This is a genomic window from Allobosea sp. P1_B10, assembly GCF_056406735.1.
The window spans coordinates 48,544-64,388 of record NZ_JBFTZP010000011.1; the positions used below are offsets into that span (position 1 = coordinate 48,544).

Here is a 15,845-nt window from a genome sequence, read left to right on the forward strand (position 1 = left end):
CCGAGGAGATTCGCGTGACCCAGAGCCACAAGGCACCGATCCGCCGCGCCATGGTGCTGGCGGCGGGGCTGGGGCAGCGCATGCGCCCGATCACCGACACGCTGCCCAAACCGCTGGTCGCCATCGGCGGCAAGGCCATGCTCGACCATGCGCTCGACCGCCTGGCGGAAGCCGGCGTGTCGGACGCCGTGGTCAACGTCCACCATCTCGCCGGGCAGATCGAAGCGCATGTCGCCGGCCGCATTGCGCCGCGCGTGACGATCTCGGACGAACGCGCGATCCTGCTCGAGACCGGCGGCGGCGTGAAGAAGGCGCTGCCTCTGCTGGGCCCCGACCCGTTCTTCCATGTGAACTCGGACTCCCTCTGGAGCGAGACCGGCCGCTCCAATATCGCGGCGATGGCGCAGGGCTGGAATGGGGACGCCATGGACATGCTGCTGCTGCTGGCCCGGCGCGAGGACAGCATCGGCTTTGACGGCGCGGGCGACTTCTTTCGCGGCGAGGATGGACGGCTGGCGCGACGTGGCAAGGCCGAAAGCGCCCCGTACGTCTATGCAGGCGTCGCGATCATGAAGCCCGAGCTTTTTGCCGACACGCCCGAGGGGCCCTTCTCGCTCAACCTGCTCTTCGACCGTGCCATCGCCGCCGGCCGGCTCCATGGCCTCGTGCTCGAAGGGCAATGGCTGCATGTCGGCACGCCGCAGGCGATCGCGCCCGCGGAAGCCGCCTTCGCGGCGGCGCAGGCGCTCGATGCCTGAGCTCAACCTGTTCAGCATTCCAGCCGGCGCGCCCTTCCTGGATGTCCTCGCGCAGGCGATGCTGGAGGGCCGCTTCGGCCGGATCCACGACCCCGCCGACCCAGCCGTGCTGGCGCGCACCACGCTGTATCTGCCGACGCGGCGCGCTGCGCGTGCCTTCGCCGCCTGCCTCTCGGCGCGGCTTGGCGGAGCGGCCCTGCTGCTGCCCCGGATCGTGCCGCTGGGCGATGTCGACGAGGCTGAGACAACCCTCATCGGCGCCGGTGTCTGGGACGCGAAACGCCTCGCGCCGATCGACCCGCTGGTGCGACGCATGCTGCTGACACGCCTGGTCGACGCCTGGGGCCGCACCGCCAATCGCAGCCATCTCCGGCTCGACCCCTCAGAGCCTTCGCTGGTGCCGGCGACGCTGTCTGAAGCCTATGGACTCGCTGGCGACCTCGCAGCGCTGCTCGACCAGATGCAGACCGAGGGCGTGGCGATCGAAAGGCTTGCGACGCTGGACGCGTCGCGCTTCGACCAGGTCTGGCAGCTCAACGCCAGCTTCCTTGCCATTCTCGGCGAGGCCTGGCCGGCGATCCTCGCCGAACGCAACGCCTGCGACCCCGCCTCCTTCCGCAACGCCATGCTGGAGGCCGAGCGCGAGCGCCTGCTCGCCGGCGCCGCCAGCGGGCCGATCATCGCCGCGGGCTCGACCGGAACGGTCCCCGCCACCGCGCGGCTGCTCTCGGCCATCGCCCGACTGCCGAACGGCGCCGTCGTGCTGCCCGGTCTCGACACGCAGCTCGGCGAACCCGCCTGGAAGGCGATCGCGACAGAGCCCGCCCCTTCGCATCCGCAGGCGGCGCTGCATCATCTGCTTGGGATCATGCAGGCCACGCGCGCCGATGTCCGAAGCCTCGGGAGCGCCGATGCCAGCCGCGCGGCCCGGGCCAGCCTGTTGCGCGAGGCGCTGCTGCCGGCCTCGGTGACCGAACTCTGGGCTGGGCTGGCGGAACGCCTCACGAGCGAGACACTGGCGCCCGGATTTGCCGGTCTGCGCCTGGTCGAGGCCGCCAACGAGCGCGAGGAGGCTCTGGCCGTCGCTATCGCCCTGCGCGAGACGCTGGAGCAGCCGGGCGCGCAGGCGGCGCTGATCACGCCCGATCGCGGGCTGGCCGAGCGCGTCGCCATCGAGCTGCAGCGCTGGGGCGTGGATGTCGACGATTCCGCCGGCCTGCCCCTGTCGCGCTGGCCGGTCGGTGCGCTGATGCGGCTCATCCTCGAAGCCGCCCTTGCCAATGCCACGCCGGCGAGCCTGGTCCCGCTGCTGGCACATCCGCTGTGCCGGCTCGGATTCCCAGCCGAGGCGATGCGGCGTGCGGCAGCCGCGCTCGAGATCGGAAGCTGGCGCGGCGTCGCCGTGACGCCTGGGCTGCAAGGGCTCCGCGGGGCGCTCGCCGCGATGCCCGGGTTCAAGGCGCAGCCTCATGCGCCCGGCCCGCGCCGCCGCCTGACAGGTGATGACGAAGCGCTCGCGGCCCAGCTGCTCGAGCGGATCGAGACCGCGCTCGCCCCGCTGATCGAAGCGTTGCAGGCAGCCGATGCCTCCTTCGCGACCGTGGCCCCCGCAGCCAAGGCGGCCGTACTCGCCTTCGCCCTCGACGAGGAAGGCGCCGACCGCGCCTTTGCCGGGTTCGACGGCGAAGCTCTGTCGGCGCTGTTCGACGATCTCGCGGGCGCTGAAGCTGACATGCCCGCCGGCGGCAGGGCCTCGGACTTCATCGCGATCCTCGAAGGCCTGCTGGGAGAGCGCGTCGTGCGCCGGCCGGGCGGCGGGCACCCCCGCGTAAAAATCTGGGGTCTGCTCGAGGCGCGCCTCCTCGAGGCCGACCATGTCGTGCTCGGCGGGCTCAACGAGACGATCTGGCCGCCCGACGCCAAGACTGACGCCTTCATCAACCGGCCGATGCGCACGGAACTCGGCCTGCCGGCGCCGGAGCGTCGCATCGGCCAGACCGCCCATGATTTCGAGCTCGCGCTGATGGCGCGAAAAGTCACGCTGACGCGGGCGCGCAAAGCCGGCGAATCCGAGACGATCGCCTCGCGGTTCTGGCTGCGGCTGAAGGCGGTGACGCCGGAGCCGCTCTGGGCGCAGGCCAGCGCGGCCGGCGCGCAGTTGCTCGGCCTTGCCGAGGTGCTGAGCAAGGCGGCGCCGGTCAAGCCCGTCGGACGGCCAGCGCCAAAACCGGCACGTGCCTTGCAGCCGCTCTCGCTCAGCGTCACCGATGTCGAGACGCTCTATCGCGATCCCTACCAGATCCATGCGCGAAAAATCCTGAAGCTCGACGCGCTCGATGCGCTGGTCGAGGATCCCGGCGCCCAGGATCGCGGCAGCCTGCTGCACGACATCGTGGGCACATTCGCCGAGACCTATCCCGACCAGTTGCCGGCCGACGCCTATGCGCTGTTGATCGCCATCGGTGTGGAGGCCTTCCGCAAGTTCGCCGCGACTCCCGAGGTGCAGGCCTTCTGGTGGCCGCGTTTCCTGATCACAGCCGGACATTTCATCAGCTGGGAGCAGCGCCGGCGCGAGACGCTTGCGCGTGTCGGCGTCGAATTGCGCACCGCGGCCGCGTTCAGGCTCGCCGATGGCGCCGAGTTCAGGCTCAGCGGCCGGGCCGACCGGATCGAGATCACGCGCGAGCCCGCCTTGCGCATCATCGACTTCAAGACCGGCGCCCCACCGAGCAAGGCGCAGGTCGAAAAAGGCTTTGCGCCGCAATTGACGCTGGAGGCCGAGCTTGCGGCCCGCGCCGGCTTCGAGGGTTTTGTCGGCGCGACGCCGGTCGAGTCTCTGGTCTATCTCAAGCTCCACCACGATCCCAAGGGCTGGGCCAAGGACAAGCCGCTCGAATTCAGCGGGGAAAGCGTGGCGGATGTCGCGGCCCGCCATCTCACGCATCTGCTCGAGCATCTCGATGCTTTGCGCTCCGGCCGCGAGGCCTTCGTCTCGCGCCGCGCGCCCGATTACATCAAATATGCCAGCGCCTACGACCATCTCGCGCGGGTCAAGGAATGGTCGGCGGCTGCCGCGGGCGACGATGACGGGGGCGAGGCATGAAGCCCGGCTGGATCGTTCCCGAACTGACGCAGCAACGCCAGGCGCTGGCGGCGAGCCCCGGCCTGAGCGCCTGGGTCTCGGCCAATGCGGGCTCGGGCAAGACGCATGTGCTGGTCAACCGGGTGCTGCGGTTGCTGTTGGCGAACGTCGCGCCCGGCCGGATGCTCTGCATCACCTATACCAAGGCCGCGGCCGCCAACATGGCCAACCGCATCTTCAAGGCGCTCTCGGTCTGGGCGACGCTGCCTGATGGGGACCTCGCCCGGGAGCTGACCAAGCTGACGGGCGAGGCGCCCTCGGTGAAGCAGCGCGCGGCCGCACGCCGGCTGTTCGCGCAGGCGCTGGAGACGCCGGGCGGGCTGAAGATCGAGACCATCCACGCCTTCTGCACGCGCGTGCTGCAGGCGGCACCCTTCGAAGCGAACGTGCCGCCGCGCTTCGAGGTCGCCGACGATCTCGCGCAGGCCGAGATGCTGCGCGCGGCGCGACGCGAGCTTCTGGCCGCCGTCGTGGCGGACCCCGAGGGCGAGGCCGCCCGCGCGCTCGACCTGCTCGCCCGGCAGGCCGCGCAGGACACCTTTGACGGGATGATGCAGGAGGCGCTGCGCCAGCGCGCCCTGTTCAGCGACACGCAGGGCCGCGCCCGCGATGCCGCCGAGATGCGGGCGGGCATCGCGGCATTTTTAGACGTGACGCCCGAGCTCGATGCCGACGAGGTGCATGGCTGCTTCCGGCTGACGATCTCGACGATGGCCGGCCTGCCGCGCCTGATCACCGAACTCGAAGCCGGCAGCGCCACCCGCCAGAAATTTGCGGGCACCTTGCGGGCGCTGATCGCGGGCCAGGACGATGGCGACCCCGTCGCCTTCTGCCGGCCCGGCTTCATCACCGGCGAAGGGACGATCAATTCCAACGTCAGCGGGCGCGGCAAGTCCCTGCTCGAGCCCGACTTGCTCTCGGTGCTGGAAAGCGTCGCGAAGGCCGTCCTCGAAGCCAGCGATGCGCTCAACGCCATCGCGATCCGCGACCGCAGCCATGCGCTGGCCGTGCTTGTGACGCGGATGCTCGCGAGCTACCAGCGCCTCAAGAGCCAGCGCTCGCTGCTCGACTATGACGACCTCATCGCCAAGGCGGGCTCGTTGCTGGCGCGGGTCGACGCCGCCTGGGTGCTCTACAAGCTCGACGCCGGCATCGACCACATCCTGCTCGACGAGGCGCAGGACACCAGCGAGTCGCAATGGGCGATCTTGCGCCGGCTGACCGACGAGTTCACCAGCGGGCTCGGCGGCCGCGAGGAGAGCCCGCAGCCGCGCACGGTCTTTGCCGTCGGCGACGAGAAGCAGTCGATCTATGGTTTCCAGGGCGCGGCGCCGGCCGTCTTCGGCGCAGAACGGACGCGCCTCGGCCGCCGCATCGCGGACGCGCAGCAACGCTTCGAGCCGGTGAGCCTCAACACCTCCTTCCGCTCGACGCGCGACATCATGCAGGCGGTCGATGCAGTGTTCGCGCTGCCGGAGCATGCCCGCGGGCTCGTCTTCGACGGCTCGGCGAGCCCAGAACTGCACGACACCGTGCGCCAGGGCGATCCCGGCTGCGTCGACCTCTGGCCGATCTGCGCCGATGATGTCGGCGATCCCCCCGACGCCTGGACGACGCCCGTCGATGCCGTGACGCGCCGCAGCGGCACCGCGAAACTCGCGACGCGGATCGCCGCGACGCTGGGCAAATGGCACCGCGAGCGGCGCGACGACCTCGGCAATCCTTTTGCGCCGGGCGACGTGATGATCCTGCTGCGCCAGCGCGGCGCGCTGTTCGAGGCCATCGTCCGAGCGCTCAAGGACGAGAACGTGCCGGTGACCGGCCGCGACCGCCTGACGCTCGCCGACCACCCGGCCGTCGAGGATTTGGTCGTCCTCGGGCGCACCCTGCTGCTGCCCGACGACGACCTGACGCTGGCAACCGCGCTGAAGACGCCGCTGATCGGGCTCGACGATGACGACCTGCTGCGACTGGCGCCGCTCCGGACGGGTTCTTTGCGCACGGCGTTGCAGGAGGCAGCGCAAAGCGAGCCGCGCTATGCCGCGATCGAGGCCATGCTTGCGGATTGGACCGAGGAGGCCGCGCGTTGCGGACCGTTCCGCTTCTTCGCGGGCCTGCTCGGTCCCGGCGGCGGGCGCAACCTCGCGCTGGCCCGTCTCGGCAGCGAGGCCGGGGACGCGCTCGACGCCTTCCTCAATGTCGCGCTCGACCACGAGCGCAAATACGGCCCCTCGCTTGCCGGCTTCCTGCAACACATCTCCGGCACCGCTGCAGATGTGAAGCGCGACCTGTCGTCGAGCGCCGGCGAGGTGCGGGTCATGACCGTCCACGGCGCCAAGGGGCTGGAGGCCGGGATCGTGATCATGGCCGATCTGGCGCCAGAGCCCGGTGCGAAACGCCTGCCCAAGATCATGATGGTCGCTCCGCCGACTGGCGCTCCCGTGCCGATTTGGCCGCCCGCGAGCAGCGACGATGCGCCCGCAACGCGTGAAGCCAAGGCCAGGGTCGTCGCCCAGATGGTCGAGGAGCATCATCGTCTGCTCTATGTCGCGATGACCCGGGCCGAAGACCGGCTGATCGTCTGCGGCGCGCAGACCAAGGGCGAGGCGCCGGAGGGGTCCTGGTACGCGATGGTTGCGGCCGGGCTGGGCGCATCCGCTGCCGGGCTCGTCAAGGTGCCGGCGCCCGATGGCGAGGGCACGATCCTGCGCTTCATGACCTCGGCGCCCCACCCACATCTCGGCGAGGAGGCCACGCCGCCTCTGCTGCCTGTTGAACAGCCTGCGTGGTTGCGCCGCGCCGCGCCGACCGAAGCCGAGCCCGCCCCGCCGCTGAAACCCTCCAGCGCTCTGGCTGCTGCCGATGGCGCCGAACGTCCCGCCGATGGACCCTTCCTCGCAGCCGCTGCGGCTGCGGGCCGCCTGGCGCATCTGCTGCTCCAGATTCTGCCCGGTGTCTCTCCCGAGCAGCGCGCCAGCGTCGCGCAGGCACTGGCCGAGGCGCGCGGCACGGCCCTGACGCCGCAGCGCCGAGCCCGGACGGTCGCGGAGGTGCAGGCGCTGCTGGGCCAGCCTGACCTCGCTCTCCTGTTCGCCGGTGGCTCGCTGGCGGAGGTGCCGGTTGCGGGCACGATCACGCTTGGAAATGGCGAGACGCGCGCCGTCTCGGGGCAGATCGACCGGCTCGCAATCGCCCCCGACAGCATTGTCATCGCCGACTTCAAGACGACGGCACGACCGCCTGCGGGTGTCGACGCGATGCCCGCGACGACGCTGGCGCAGCTCGGTGCCTACCGGGCACTCGTCAGCGAGATCTATCCCGGCCGCAGCATCCGAACGCTGGCGATCTACACCGCGACGCTCGACATCCTGGAGCCGGATGCCGGGCTGCTCGAGGCCGCCCTGGCGAAAATGGCGGGTTAGACCTGCTTCACCGGCTTACGGGCGCGCCTTGACCCCGGCCCCCCGCATTCATAGCTTCACCGACGAATGCAGCGACGCTGCCAACATGTTTTCGAAAGGCAATTCAGCCATGGCTACCAGCAAAGTGACCGATGCAAGCTTCGAGGCCGATGTCCTCCAGTCTGCCGAGCCGGTCGTGGTCGATTTCTGGGCCGAATGGTGCGGCCCCTGCCGGATGATCGGCCCGGCGCTCGAGGAGATCGCCGGCGAGATGGGCGGCAAGGTCAAGATCGTGAAGATGAACGTCGACGAGAACCAGGCCATCCCTGCCCAGTTCGGCATTCGCTCGATCCCGACCCTGATGCTTTTCAAGGACGGCAAGCTGACCTCGCAGAAGGTCGGCGCGGCGCCCAAGAGCGACCTGTCGCGCTGGATCGCCGGCGCCGTCTGATCCGCGCCCGGCTACAGACGAAAAAAACCCGCCAGCCCCTCGGGGATGGCGGGTTTTTCATGAGCGTGACGCTCTCAGCCCTTGCGGGAATCGATCGCGAAGGCGCCGGGACCGGCGGCAGCGATGTAGAGGAAGATGAAGCAGAACAGCATGGCCGCCTCGCCACCATTCAGGAGCGGGTAGAAGCTCTTGGGAGCATGAGACATCCAGTAGGCACTGGCCATGAGGCCCGACAGCACGAAGGCGGCGGGCCGGGTCAGGAAGCCGACGAGCACGAGTGCGCCGCCGATGATTTCGAGCATCCCGGCGGTCCAGGGGAGCGAGAAGGCAGCCGGCATGCCCCATGAGGGCGCAACCGGGAAAGCAAGAATCTTCTGCGTACCGTGCGAGATAAAAGTCAGCGCCGTAAAGATTCGCAGCACACCAAGGAGGTGCGGCGCGAAGCGTCCGAGCGAATTGAAGGCGTTCATATAGTTTCGCTTTCTACGTATATAGAGCCGAACATGAATGACAGGCTCAACTCAGAGAGCCAGGCAGCGATCGGACGCGCAACGGCTCCCGATATGCGATCCGTTATGCGGTTTCTTCTCGCAGATGCAATATCGGTGTGGCCACAGTTGGTCCTTGCACATTTGCAACATCATCACGTTGTCGCGACACTCCGGTGACCGGGACGGGCGCCCAGGCTTAACCCCCCCTTAAAAGCGCCATGTTTCACTCCTGTTTGGCAGGCGCTGGCGATTTGCCGACAAACTGGCCGAGAATAGGTGATCGAGACAGGATGAACGACCGGAACAGACGGGCTGAGCGGCGCGAGCCGTCATTCGAAAGCGGGCGCGCCGAAAGCCGCGACGATTTCGACATGCGCCTGTCGGCGGACGATCGCCCGAGCCGCGGCTACCAGAAGCCCTCACACCGCCAGGAGGAACCTCGCGACGTGCCCAGACGCGACAAACGAACCGGCGGCGGCAATGGCGGCAGGCGGGGCGGGCGCAAGCGCAGGGGGCGTTCGCTGCTCGGGGGGCTGTTCTACTGGACGATGGTGGTCGGGCTGTGGTGCGCGATCGGCGTCGGTGGGCTCGTGGCCTATCATGCGGCGCAATTGCCGCCGATCAACCAGCTCACCGTGCCCAAGCGGCCGCCCAACATCGCGATCCTGGCGGCAGATGGCAGCCTTCTGGCCAACCGCGGCGAGACCGGCGGACGCACCATCACCATCGGCGAGGTGCCGCCCTATCTGCCGAAGGCTTTCGTGGCGATCGAGGACCGGCGCTTCTACGAGCATTTCGGCATCGACCCCGTCGGCATCACCCGCGCGGTCGTGAACAACCTGCGCGGTCGCGGCGGCGTCCAGGGCGGCTCGACGCTGACCCAGCAGCTCGCCAAGAACCTGTTCCTCACGCAGGAGCGCACCGCCGCGCGCAAGATCCAGGAAGCGATCCTGTCGCTCTGGCTGGAGCGCACCTACACCAAGGACCAGATCCTCGAGCTCTACCTGAACCGCGTTTATTTTGGCTCGGGCGCCTATGGCGTCGAGGCTGCGGCTCAACGCTATTTCAACAAGTCCGCGCGCTCGGTGACGATCGCCGAGGCCGCGATGCTCGCTGGCCTCGTGCAGGCGCCCTCGAGGCTAGCGCCCAACCGCAATCCGGAAGCGGCCGAGAAGCGCGCTCAGCTCGTGATCGCGGCGATGGCCGATCAGGGCCTGATCTCGCAGGCTTCGGCCAAGACGGCGCTGGTGGCGCCGGCCGAGGCCGCCGAGCGCATCGGCGCCGGCTCGGTCAACTATGCGGCCGACTATGTCATGGACGTGCTCGACGACTTCATCGGCGCAGTCGAGGGCGACGTCACCGTGCTCACCACGATCGACCCCAAGCTCCAGGCTTCGGCCGAGACGACGCTGGTCGAGACGCTGGCCGCCCAGGGCGGCAAGCTCGGCGCGAGCCAGGGCGCCGTGGTTACGCTCGCCCCCGACGGGGCGCTTCGGGCGCTGATCGGCGGCCGTGACTACACCAAGAGCCAGTTCAACCGTGCGACCGCCGCCAAGCGCCAGCCGGGCTCCTCCTTCAAGCCCTTCGTCTACCTGACCGCGCTGGAGCAGGGCCTGACGCCCGACACGATCCGCGACGATTCGCTGGTGACGATCAAGAACTGGACGCCGGAGAACAACAGCAGGACCTATCGCGGGCCGGTGACGCTGAAGACCGCCTTCGCCCATTCGCTCAACACCATCGCGGTCAAGCTCAACCAGGAGGTGACGCCCCGCGAGGTGGTGCGGACGGCGCAGCGGCTGGGCATCTCGTCGGGCTTGCAGGCCAACCCCTCGCTGGCGCTGGGGACCTCCGAGGTCACCGCGATCGAGCTGACCTCGGCTTATGCGTCCTTCGCCAATGGCGGCCAGGCCGTGCTGCCGTACGTCATCCGCGAGGTGAAGTCGCTCAATGGCAAGGTGATCTATGCCCGCAAGGGCACCGGCTTCGGCCCGGTCATCCAGCCGCAGACCCTGTCGATGATCAACGCCATGTTCCACGAGACCATGGTCAGCGGCAGCGGCAGCAAGGCCAACATCGCGGGCTGGGAGGTCGGCGGAAAATCGGGCACGACGCAGGACTTCCGCGACGCCTGGTTCGTCGGCTTCACCGCCAAGCTCGTTACCGCGGTCTGGGTCGGCAATGACGACAACAGCGCCATGAAGCGTGTCTATGGCAGCGGTCTGCCTGCCGAGATCTGGGCCAAGTACATGCGCGCCGCCCATGTCGGGATGCAGCCCTCGCCCATTCCGGGCGGGCTCTGGCGCGGTGCGCCCCGGCCTGTCGAGGAGAGTGCCCCGGTCGCCTCCGCACAGCCGCCGGCGAACGTCCAGGCCGGAGGCGACGATCGTGCCTGGGCTCCGCCGGCGCCGCAGGAAAAGAACCTGCTGCAGAAGCTGTTCGGCGGTTAGGTTCCCTTTGGGCGATGGCCGACGGTCAGCCTCATCGGGCTCTCCCTCCAGCCTTCCTGCAGCCCTCATCCTGAGGAGCCGCAGAGCGGCGTCTCGAAGGATTGCCGACGACGCCCCTCAGGACGAGGGCCGAGGAGGCTTGCGATCAAAGCGTTAAGGCAGGCTCGCCCTCAAGCCTTCCCGGCGCGGATCCCGGCGCTCGCATGGAACAGCGCGAAGGCAGCCACGCCCAGCGCCGACATCACCGCCGGCAGCGGCACGGCCGAGCCCTCGAGCAGATGGCCGACCAGAAGCCCGACACAGGCCGAGAGCAGCATCTGGCAGAGCCCGTTGAAGGACGAGGCGGCGCCGGCGCGATCGGGAAACGGCATCATCGCCGAGGCCTGCGACTGCGGCATGGTCAGGCCGACGCCGCACGCGTAGATCGCCATCGGCACGACGACGCCGAGCGGCCCGCCGAGGCCCGTGGTGACGCATAGCAGCATGACCAGTCCGCCCGCCGCCAGGCAGGCGACTCCGATCGTGATGACGCCATCCATGCCGCGGCGCCCGACGAGGCGCTGGGCGATGATCGTGCCGAGGATGTAGCCGAGCACGCCGAAGCCGAAGGAAAAGCCATACTCGACCGGCGAGAGCCCGTAGACGCCGATCAGCACGAAGGACGAGCCCGAGATGAAGGCGAACAGCCCGGCATAGGCGAGCGCCGTCAGCGCGACATAGACGCGGAACATGCGGTTGTGCAGCAGCACGCCGAAGCCCCGGAAGATCGACACCAGCGAAAGCGGGCCCGGCGTGCGCGCCCGGATCGTCTCCGGCATGATCGTGACGATCACCACGGCCAGGCCCAGGGCGAAGATCAGCGAGGCGATGAACGTCGAGCGCCAGCCGAAGGCCATCTGGAGGATGCCGCCCAGGACCGGGGCTATCGCCGGCACCAGGCCCATGATCATGCCCATCCGCGCCAGTTCACGGCCCGCGCGCGGCCCCTCATAGAGATCGCGCACCATGGCCCGGCCAAGCACGATGGGTCCCGATGCGCCCACCGCCTGGACGGCGCGCCCGATGGTCAAGGCCTCGATCGAGGGCGAGAAGGCGCAAAAGCACGTCGCGACGAAGAAGATGCCCAGGCCGGCCAGCAGCACGGGCCGGCGACCGAGCCGGTCTGACAGCGGACCCCAGATGATCTGACCCGCAGCGAAACCGAACAGGAAGGATGACAGTGTCGCCTGCGCGCCGGCGACATCCGTGCCCATCACCCGCACGATCTCGGGCAGCGAGGGCAGGTAGAAGTCGGTCGAGAGCGGCCCGAGCGCCGTCAACATGGCGAGGACGGCGGTCATCGCCAGCGTATCGGGGCGGAGCTTCATGCGTCTGGCGGCCTGTCCTGGCTCGAAGTCACGCCGTCATCCTGGCCGCGGCACCGGGGAGCGCCGGCGATGACGGATGTTTTTCGAGAATAAGCCGCATCCCTCTAGGCTGCGCCCGGCGGGCTGTCGAGGTCAGCCGAAGCCGTGCAGGCTTGCGCCATGGCGCTTCAGCCAGATCTCGGCCTCCTCGGTGCGCGGACAGAGCTTGTGGGTCAGGGCCCAGAACCGATACGAGTGGTTCATCTCCTTGAGATGTGCCACCTCATGCGCGGCGAGATAGTCCAGCACCAAGGGCGGGGCGAGGATCAGCCGCCAGGAAAAATTCAGATGGCCCTTCGACGAGCACGAGCCCCAGCGGCTGGTGGTGTCGCGGATCGTGATTTTTCGCGCCGGGATGCCGAGCGTGGCGGTGTGCCTGGCGACGGCCTGCTCGAGATCGTCGAGGGCAGCACGGCGCAGGAAATCCAGGATGCGACGCGGCACATGCGCGACCTCGCCGGCCACCGCGATGATCGCGGCGCCATCCTTATCGGTGGTCGCATGGGTCAGGCCGCGGATCTTCGACCAGTGCACGATCCGGTGTGGCACGCCGCGAAAGGGCAGGGTCGCGCCGGGCTCGAAGGGCACCGATTGCGGGCGCCTGGCGATGCGCGCTGCAATCCAGCCGCCATGCTTTTCGGCGAACTCGCGCGCCGTGGTGAAGTCGGCGCGCTCGGGCAGGGTCAGGGTGATTTCGCCGGTCGCCTGCGATACGCGCAGCGTCATGCGGCGCGCGCTTGCCCGCCGCTTCACCGCGACGGGATAGCTGACACTGCCGTGAGGAACCTCGATCCGGTCCGGATCGGGCTGGCGCTTGAACAGGGAGAACCGCATCGCCGGTGATTGTGCGGGATTCGCGGGCGATGCGGAAGGGGCCGAGTGACGCGCCTCAGCCCGCGACCTTGATGGCCTTGCGGGCATCCGACACGCTCGTCTCGCGACGGCCCTTGGCGGCCTCCATGTCGAGGCTGACCATGAAGTCCGAGATGCGCGGTGCGATCTCGGAGCGGAAGCGCGAGCCGTTGAAGACTCCGTAATGGCCGACGCCCTTCTGCATGTAGTGGACGCGCTTGTCGGCCGGGATGTTGGTGCAGAGGTCGTGGGCGGCCTGCGTCTGGCCGACGCCGGAGATATCGTCCTTCTCGCCCTCGACCGTCATCAGCGCCACGCGGCGCACGGCCTTGAGGTCGACGGGCTTGTCGCGATGCATCATCGTGCCCTTCGGCATAGCGTGATCGACGAAGACGGTCTGGACGGTCTGCAGGTAGAACTCTGCGGTCAGGTCCATCACCGCCATGTACTCGTCGTAGAAGTCGCGATGCTTCTCGGCGGAATCGCCGTCACCGCTGACGAGGTGCTTGAACATGTCGTAATGGGCGCTGACATGGCGGTCGAGATTCATCGCCATGAAGCCCGAAAGCTGCAGGAAGCCGGGATAGACGTCGCGGAAGAAGCCCTGGTGCGGGAACGGCACCTTGGTGATGCAATTGTCGCGGAACCAGTCGATGCCGCGATCCTGGGCGAGCTTGTTGACCTCCGTCGGCGAGCGCCGGGTGTCGATCGGGCCGCCCATCAGCGTCATCGAGCGCGGTGCGGAGGCATCGTTCTCAGCCTCCATGCGCGCCACGGCGGCGAGCACCGGCACCGCCGGCTGGCAGACGGCCATGACATGGGTATCGGGGCCGAGCTTGTGCAGCATGGCGATGACGTAGTCGATGTAGTCGTCGAGATCGAAGCGGCCGGCCGTGAGCGGCACCATGCGGGCATCGGTCCAGTCGGTGATGTAGACCTCATGGCCGGGCAGGAAGGCCTCCACAGTGCCGCGCAGCAAGGTGGCGTAATGGCCCGACATCGGCGCGACGAGCAGCACTTTCGGCTGCGGCTTGCGACGGCCCTCGATCTTGCGATCGAAGTAGATCAGCTTGCCGAAGGGCCGCTCCCAGACGATGCGCTCCTCGATCGCGACCTTGACGCCGTTGATCGTGGTCTCGGCCAGCCCGAAGACCGGCTTGCCATAGCGCCGCGTCGAACGCTCGAAGAGCTCGCACGATGCGGCCATGGTCCGCCCGAACGGCGTATAGGTCAGCGGATTTGCGGGATTCTTGAAGGCGAGCTGCATGGCATCGGACAGGCCGCGTGCCGGGCTGACCATCATGTGAACCGCTTCATAGGCATGGTAGGCAAATGACATGGGAGCCCCGTACATGCGTTTTTTGTGTCCCTGCGATGCACCAGAGGATGATGCGCTGCAATATGGAACGCACCGTAGGTTGATTTTGTTCTCATTCAATCCGGCTAAAGACTAAGATTTCGCTGCGATGCGCTTTTGCCACATAAAATTGCTCAGCCCGGCGGCGTCCGCCCGGCACAAGGCCTTGTGATGACCCTCGAATTTTCCGCGACCGCTCTCGACCGTTCGAACCGGCATCTGCGCCTCGACACGCTGGTAAGGCTGCGTTGGCTCGCAACCGCAGGGCAGAGCCTGGCCGTGACCGTGGTTCATTTCGGGCTCGGCTTCACCCTGCCCTTCGGCTGGTGCTTTGCGGTCATCGCCGCTTCCGCCTGGCTCAACATCGCGCTGCGGATCAAGTTTCCGCTGAGCCACCGGCTGCGCGAGGACGCTGCGACCGCCTTGCTGGCCTTCGACGTCGTCCAGCTTGCGGCACTGCTGTATCTGACCGGCGGGCTGCAGAATCCGTTCTCGATCCTGTTCCTGGCGCCGGTGATGATCTCCGCGACGGCGCTCGCGCCTAAGCGCACCCTGTCGCTGGGGCTGCTGGCGATCGTGCTGGCGAGCCTCCTCAACATCTTCCACCTGCCGCTGCCCTGGGCAGGGCTCGAGCGCCCGGTGCTGCCGCCGTTCTATCAGGCCGGGACCTGGATCGCCCTCGTGCTCGGTATCAGCTTCACGGGCATCTATGCCTGGCGCGTCGCCAAGGAGGCGCGGGACCTGTCGGATGCCCTGACGGCGACGGAACTCGTGCTGGCGCGCGAACAGCACCTCTCTCAACTCGACGGGCTGGCCGCCGCCGCCGCCCATGAGCTCGGCACCCCGCTGGCGACGATCGCGCTGGTGGCGCGGGAACTGTCGCGCCTTGCCCCCAATGAGGGCGAGATGGCCGAGGACATCACTTTGCTGCGCGAGCAGGTCGAGCGCTGCCGCGGGATCCTGGGCAAGCTGACCTCGCTGCAGGACGACGATGCCGGCCCGCTCGACCGGCTGTCGCTGAGCGTGCTGATCGAGGAGGCTGCGGGTCCGCAGCGTCCCTTCGGAACGCCCTTCGCGATCAAGATGCTCGGCGAGAAGCCCGAGCCTGTGTGCCGGCGCAATCCCGGCATGATCCATGGGCTTGGCAATATCGTCGACAATGCCGTCGATTTCGCGCGCTCCGACGTCTCGATCACCGCGCAATGGGATGCCGGCCATGTGACGCTGATCATCGCCGACGACGGCCCGGGCTTCCCGCCCGACGTGCTGCTGCGGGCGGGCGAGCCCTATCTCTCGCGCGGCTCCAGCGAGGGCCGCGCTGGCGGCGGCCTGGGGCTTGGCCTCTTCATCGCGAAAACCCTGCTCGAGCGCAGCGGCGCCGCGCTCGAATTCTCCAATCTCCCGGCGCCGGCGAGCGGAGCGTCCATCCGTATGGTCTGGCCGCGCGCGGCCTTCGAGGCCGATTTGCGGCCCTCGGGCTCTTTCCAGCAGGAAGCCTCGCTACTACATAGAGTTAGCGAGGCTCCCACGCCATGAT

The 15,845-nt window shown here is 68.4% G+C and carries 10 protein-coding genes; 6 read left to right on the forward strand and 4 right to left on the reverse strand.

Going from position 1 to position 15,845, the window contains the following annotated elements; all coding sequences use genetic code 11:
- Positions 1-50 precede the first annotated feature (50 nt).
- The 4 genes from AC1D2L_RS20390 (at position 51) to trxA (ending at position 7,752) form a co-directional block, all read left to right on the forward strand.
- Positions 51-758: a nucleotidyltransferase family protein gene (locus AC1D2L_RS20390; protein ID WP_476847780.1), complete on the forward strand. Its 708-nt coding sequence runs from the start codon at positions 51-53 to the stop codon at positions 756-758.
- Positions 751-3,861 carry a double-strand break repair protein AddB gene (gene addB / locus AC1D2L_RS20395; protein ID WP_476847728.1) on the forward strand — a complete coding sequence of 1,037 codons (3,111 nt, stop codon included), beginning with the start codon at positions 751-753 and terminating at the stop codon, positions 3,859-3,861. Before AC1D2L_RS20390 ends, addB begins: the two co-directional genes overlap by 8 nt.
- Positions 3,858-7,322, forward strand: coding sequence for a double-strand break repair helicase AddA (addA, locus tag AC1D2L_RS20400; protein ID WP_476847729.1), 3,465 nt, complete (start codon positions 3,858-3,860; stop codon positions 7,320-7,322). The genes addB and addA overlap by 4 nt, the downstream gene beginning before the upstream one ends.
- Positions 7,323-7,431: 109 nt before the next feature.
- Positions 7,432-7,752, forward strand: coding sequence for a thioredoxin (gene trxA / locus AC1D2L_RS20405; RefSeq protein ID WP_476847730.1), 321 nt, complete (start codon positions 7,432-7,434; stop codon positions 7,750-7,752).
- Between the two features lie 74 nt (positions 7,753-7,826).
- Here the strand turns inward: trxA and AC1D2L_RS20410 are convergent, their stop codons facing one another.
- On the reverse strand, positions 7,827-8,222 hold the full coding sequence (locus AC1D2L_RS20410; protein ID WP_476847731.1) for a DoxX family protein: 396 nt from the start codon (positions 8,220-8,222) through the stop codon (positions 7,827-7,829).
- A 311-nt stretch (positions 8,223-8,533) separates the two neighbouring features.
- Between AC1D2L_RS20410 and AC1D2L_RS20415 the strand changes: the two genes are divergently transcribed.
- Positions 8,534-10,693, forward strand: coding sequence for a transglycosylase domain-containing protein (locus tag AC1D2L_RS20415; RefSeq protein ID WP_476847732.1), 2,160 nt, complete (start codon positions 8,534-8,536; stop codon positions 10,691-10,693).
- A 170-nt stretch (positions 10,694-10,863) separates the two neighbouring features.
- Here the strand turns inward: AC1D2L_RS20415 and AC1D2L_RS20420 are convergent, their stop codons facing one another.
- From AC1D2L_RS20420 to AC1D2L_RS20430, 3 genes are all read right to left on the reverse strand, one after another.
- On the reverse strand, positions 10,864-12,060 hold the full coding sequence (locus AC1D2L_RS20420; protein ID WP_476847733.1) for a multidrug effflux MFS transporter: 1,197 nt from the start codon (positions 12,058-12,060) through the stop codon (positions 10,864-10,866).
- A gap of 132 nt (positions 12,061-12,192) precedes the next feature.
- Positions 12,193-12,933 (reverse strand): M48 family metallopeptidase, encoded by a 741-nt coding sequence (locus AC1D2L_RS20425; protein ID WP_476847734.1) that lies wholly within the window; start codon positions 12,931-12,933, stop codon positions 12,193-12,195.
- Positions 12,934-12,988: 55 nt separating this feature from the next.
- Complete coding sequence (locus tag AC1D2L_RS20430) at positions 12,989-14,290, reverse strand: polyhydroxyalkanoate depolymerase (RefSeq protein ID WP_476847735.1); 1,302 nt, start codon at positions 14,288-14,290, stop codon at positions 12,989-12,991.
- A 189-nt stretch (positions 14,291-14,479) separates the two neighbouring features.
- Here AC1D2L_RS20430 and AC1D2L_RS20435 point away from each other — a divergent pair, with 189 nt between their 5' ends.
- Complete coding sequence (locus tag AC1D2L_RS20435) at positions 14,480-15,844, forward strand: ActS/PrrB/RegB family redox-sensitive histidine kinase (RefSeq protein ID WP_476847736.1); 1,365 nt, start codon at positions 14,480-14,482, stop codon at positions 15,842-15,844.
- The last annotated feature ends 1 nt before the right edge of the window (position 15,845 follow it).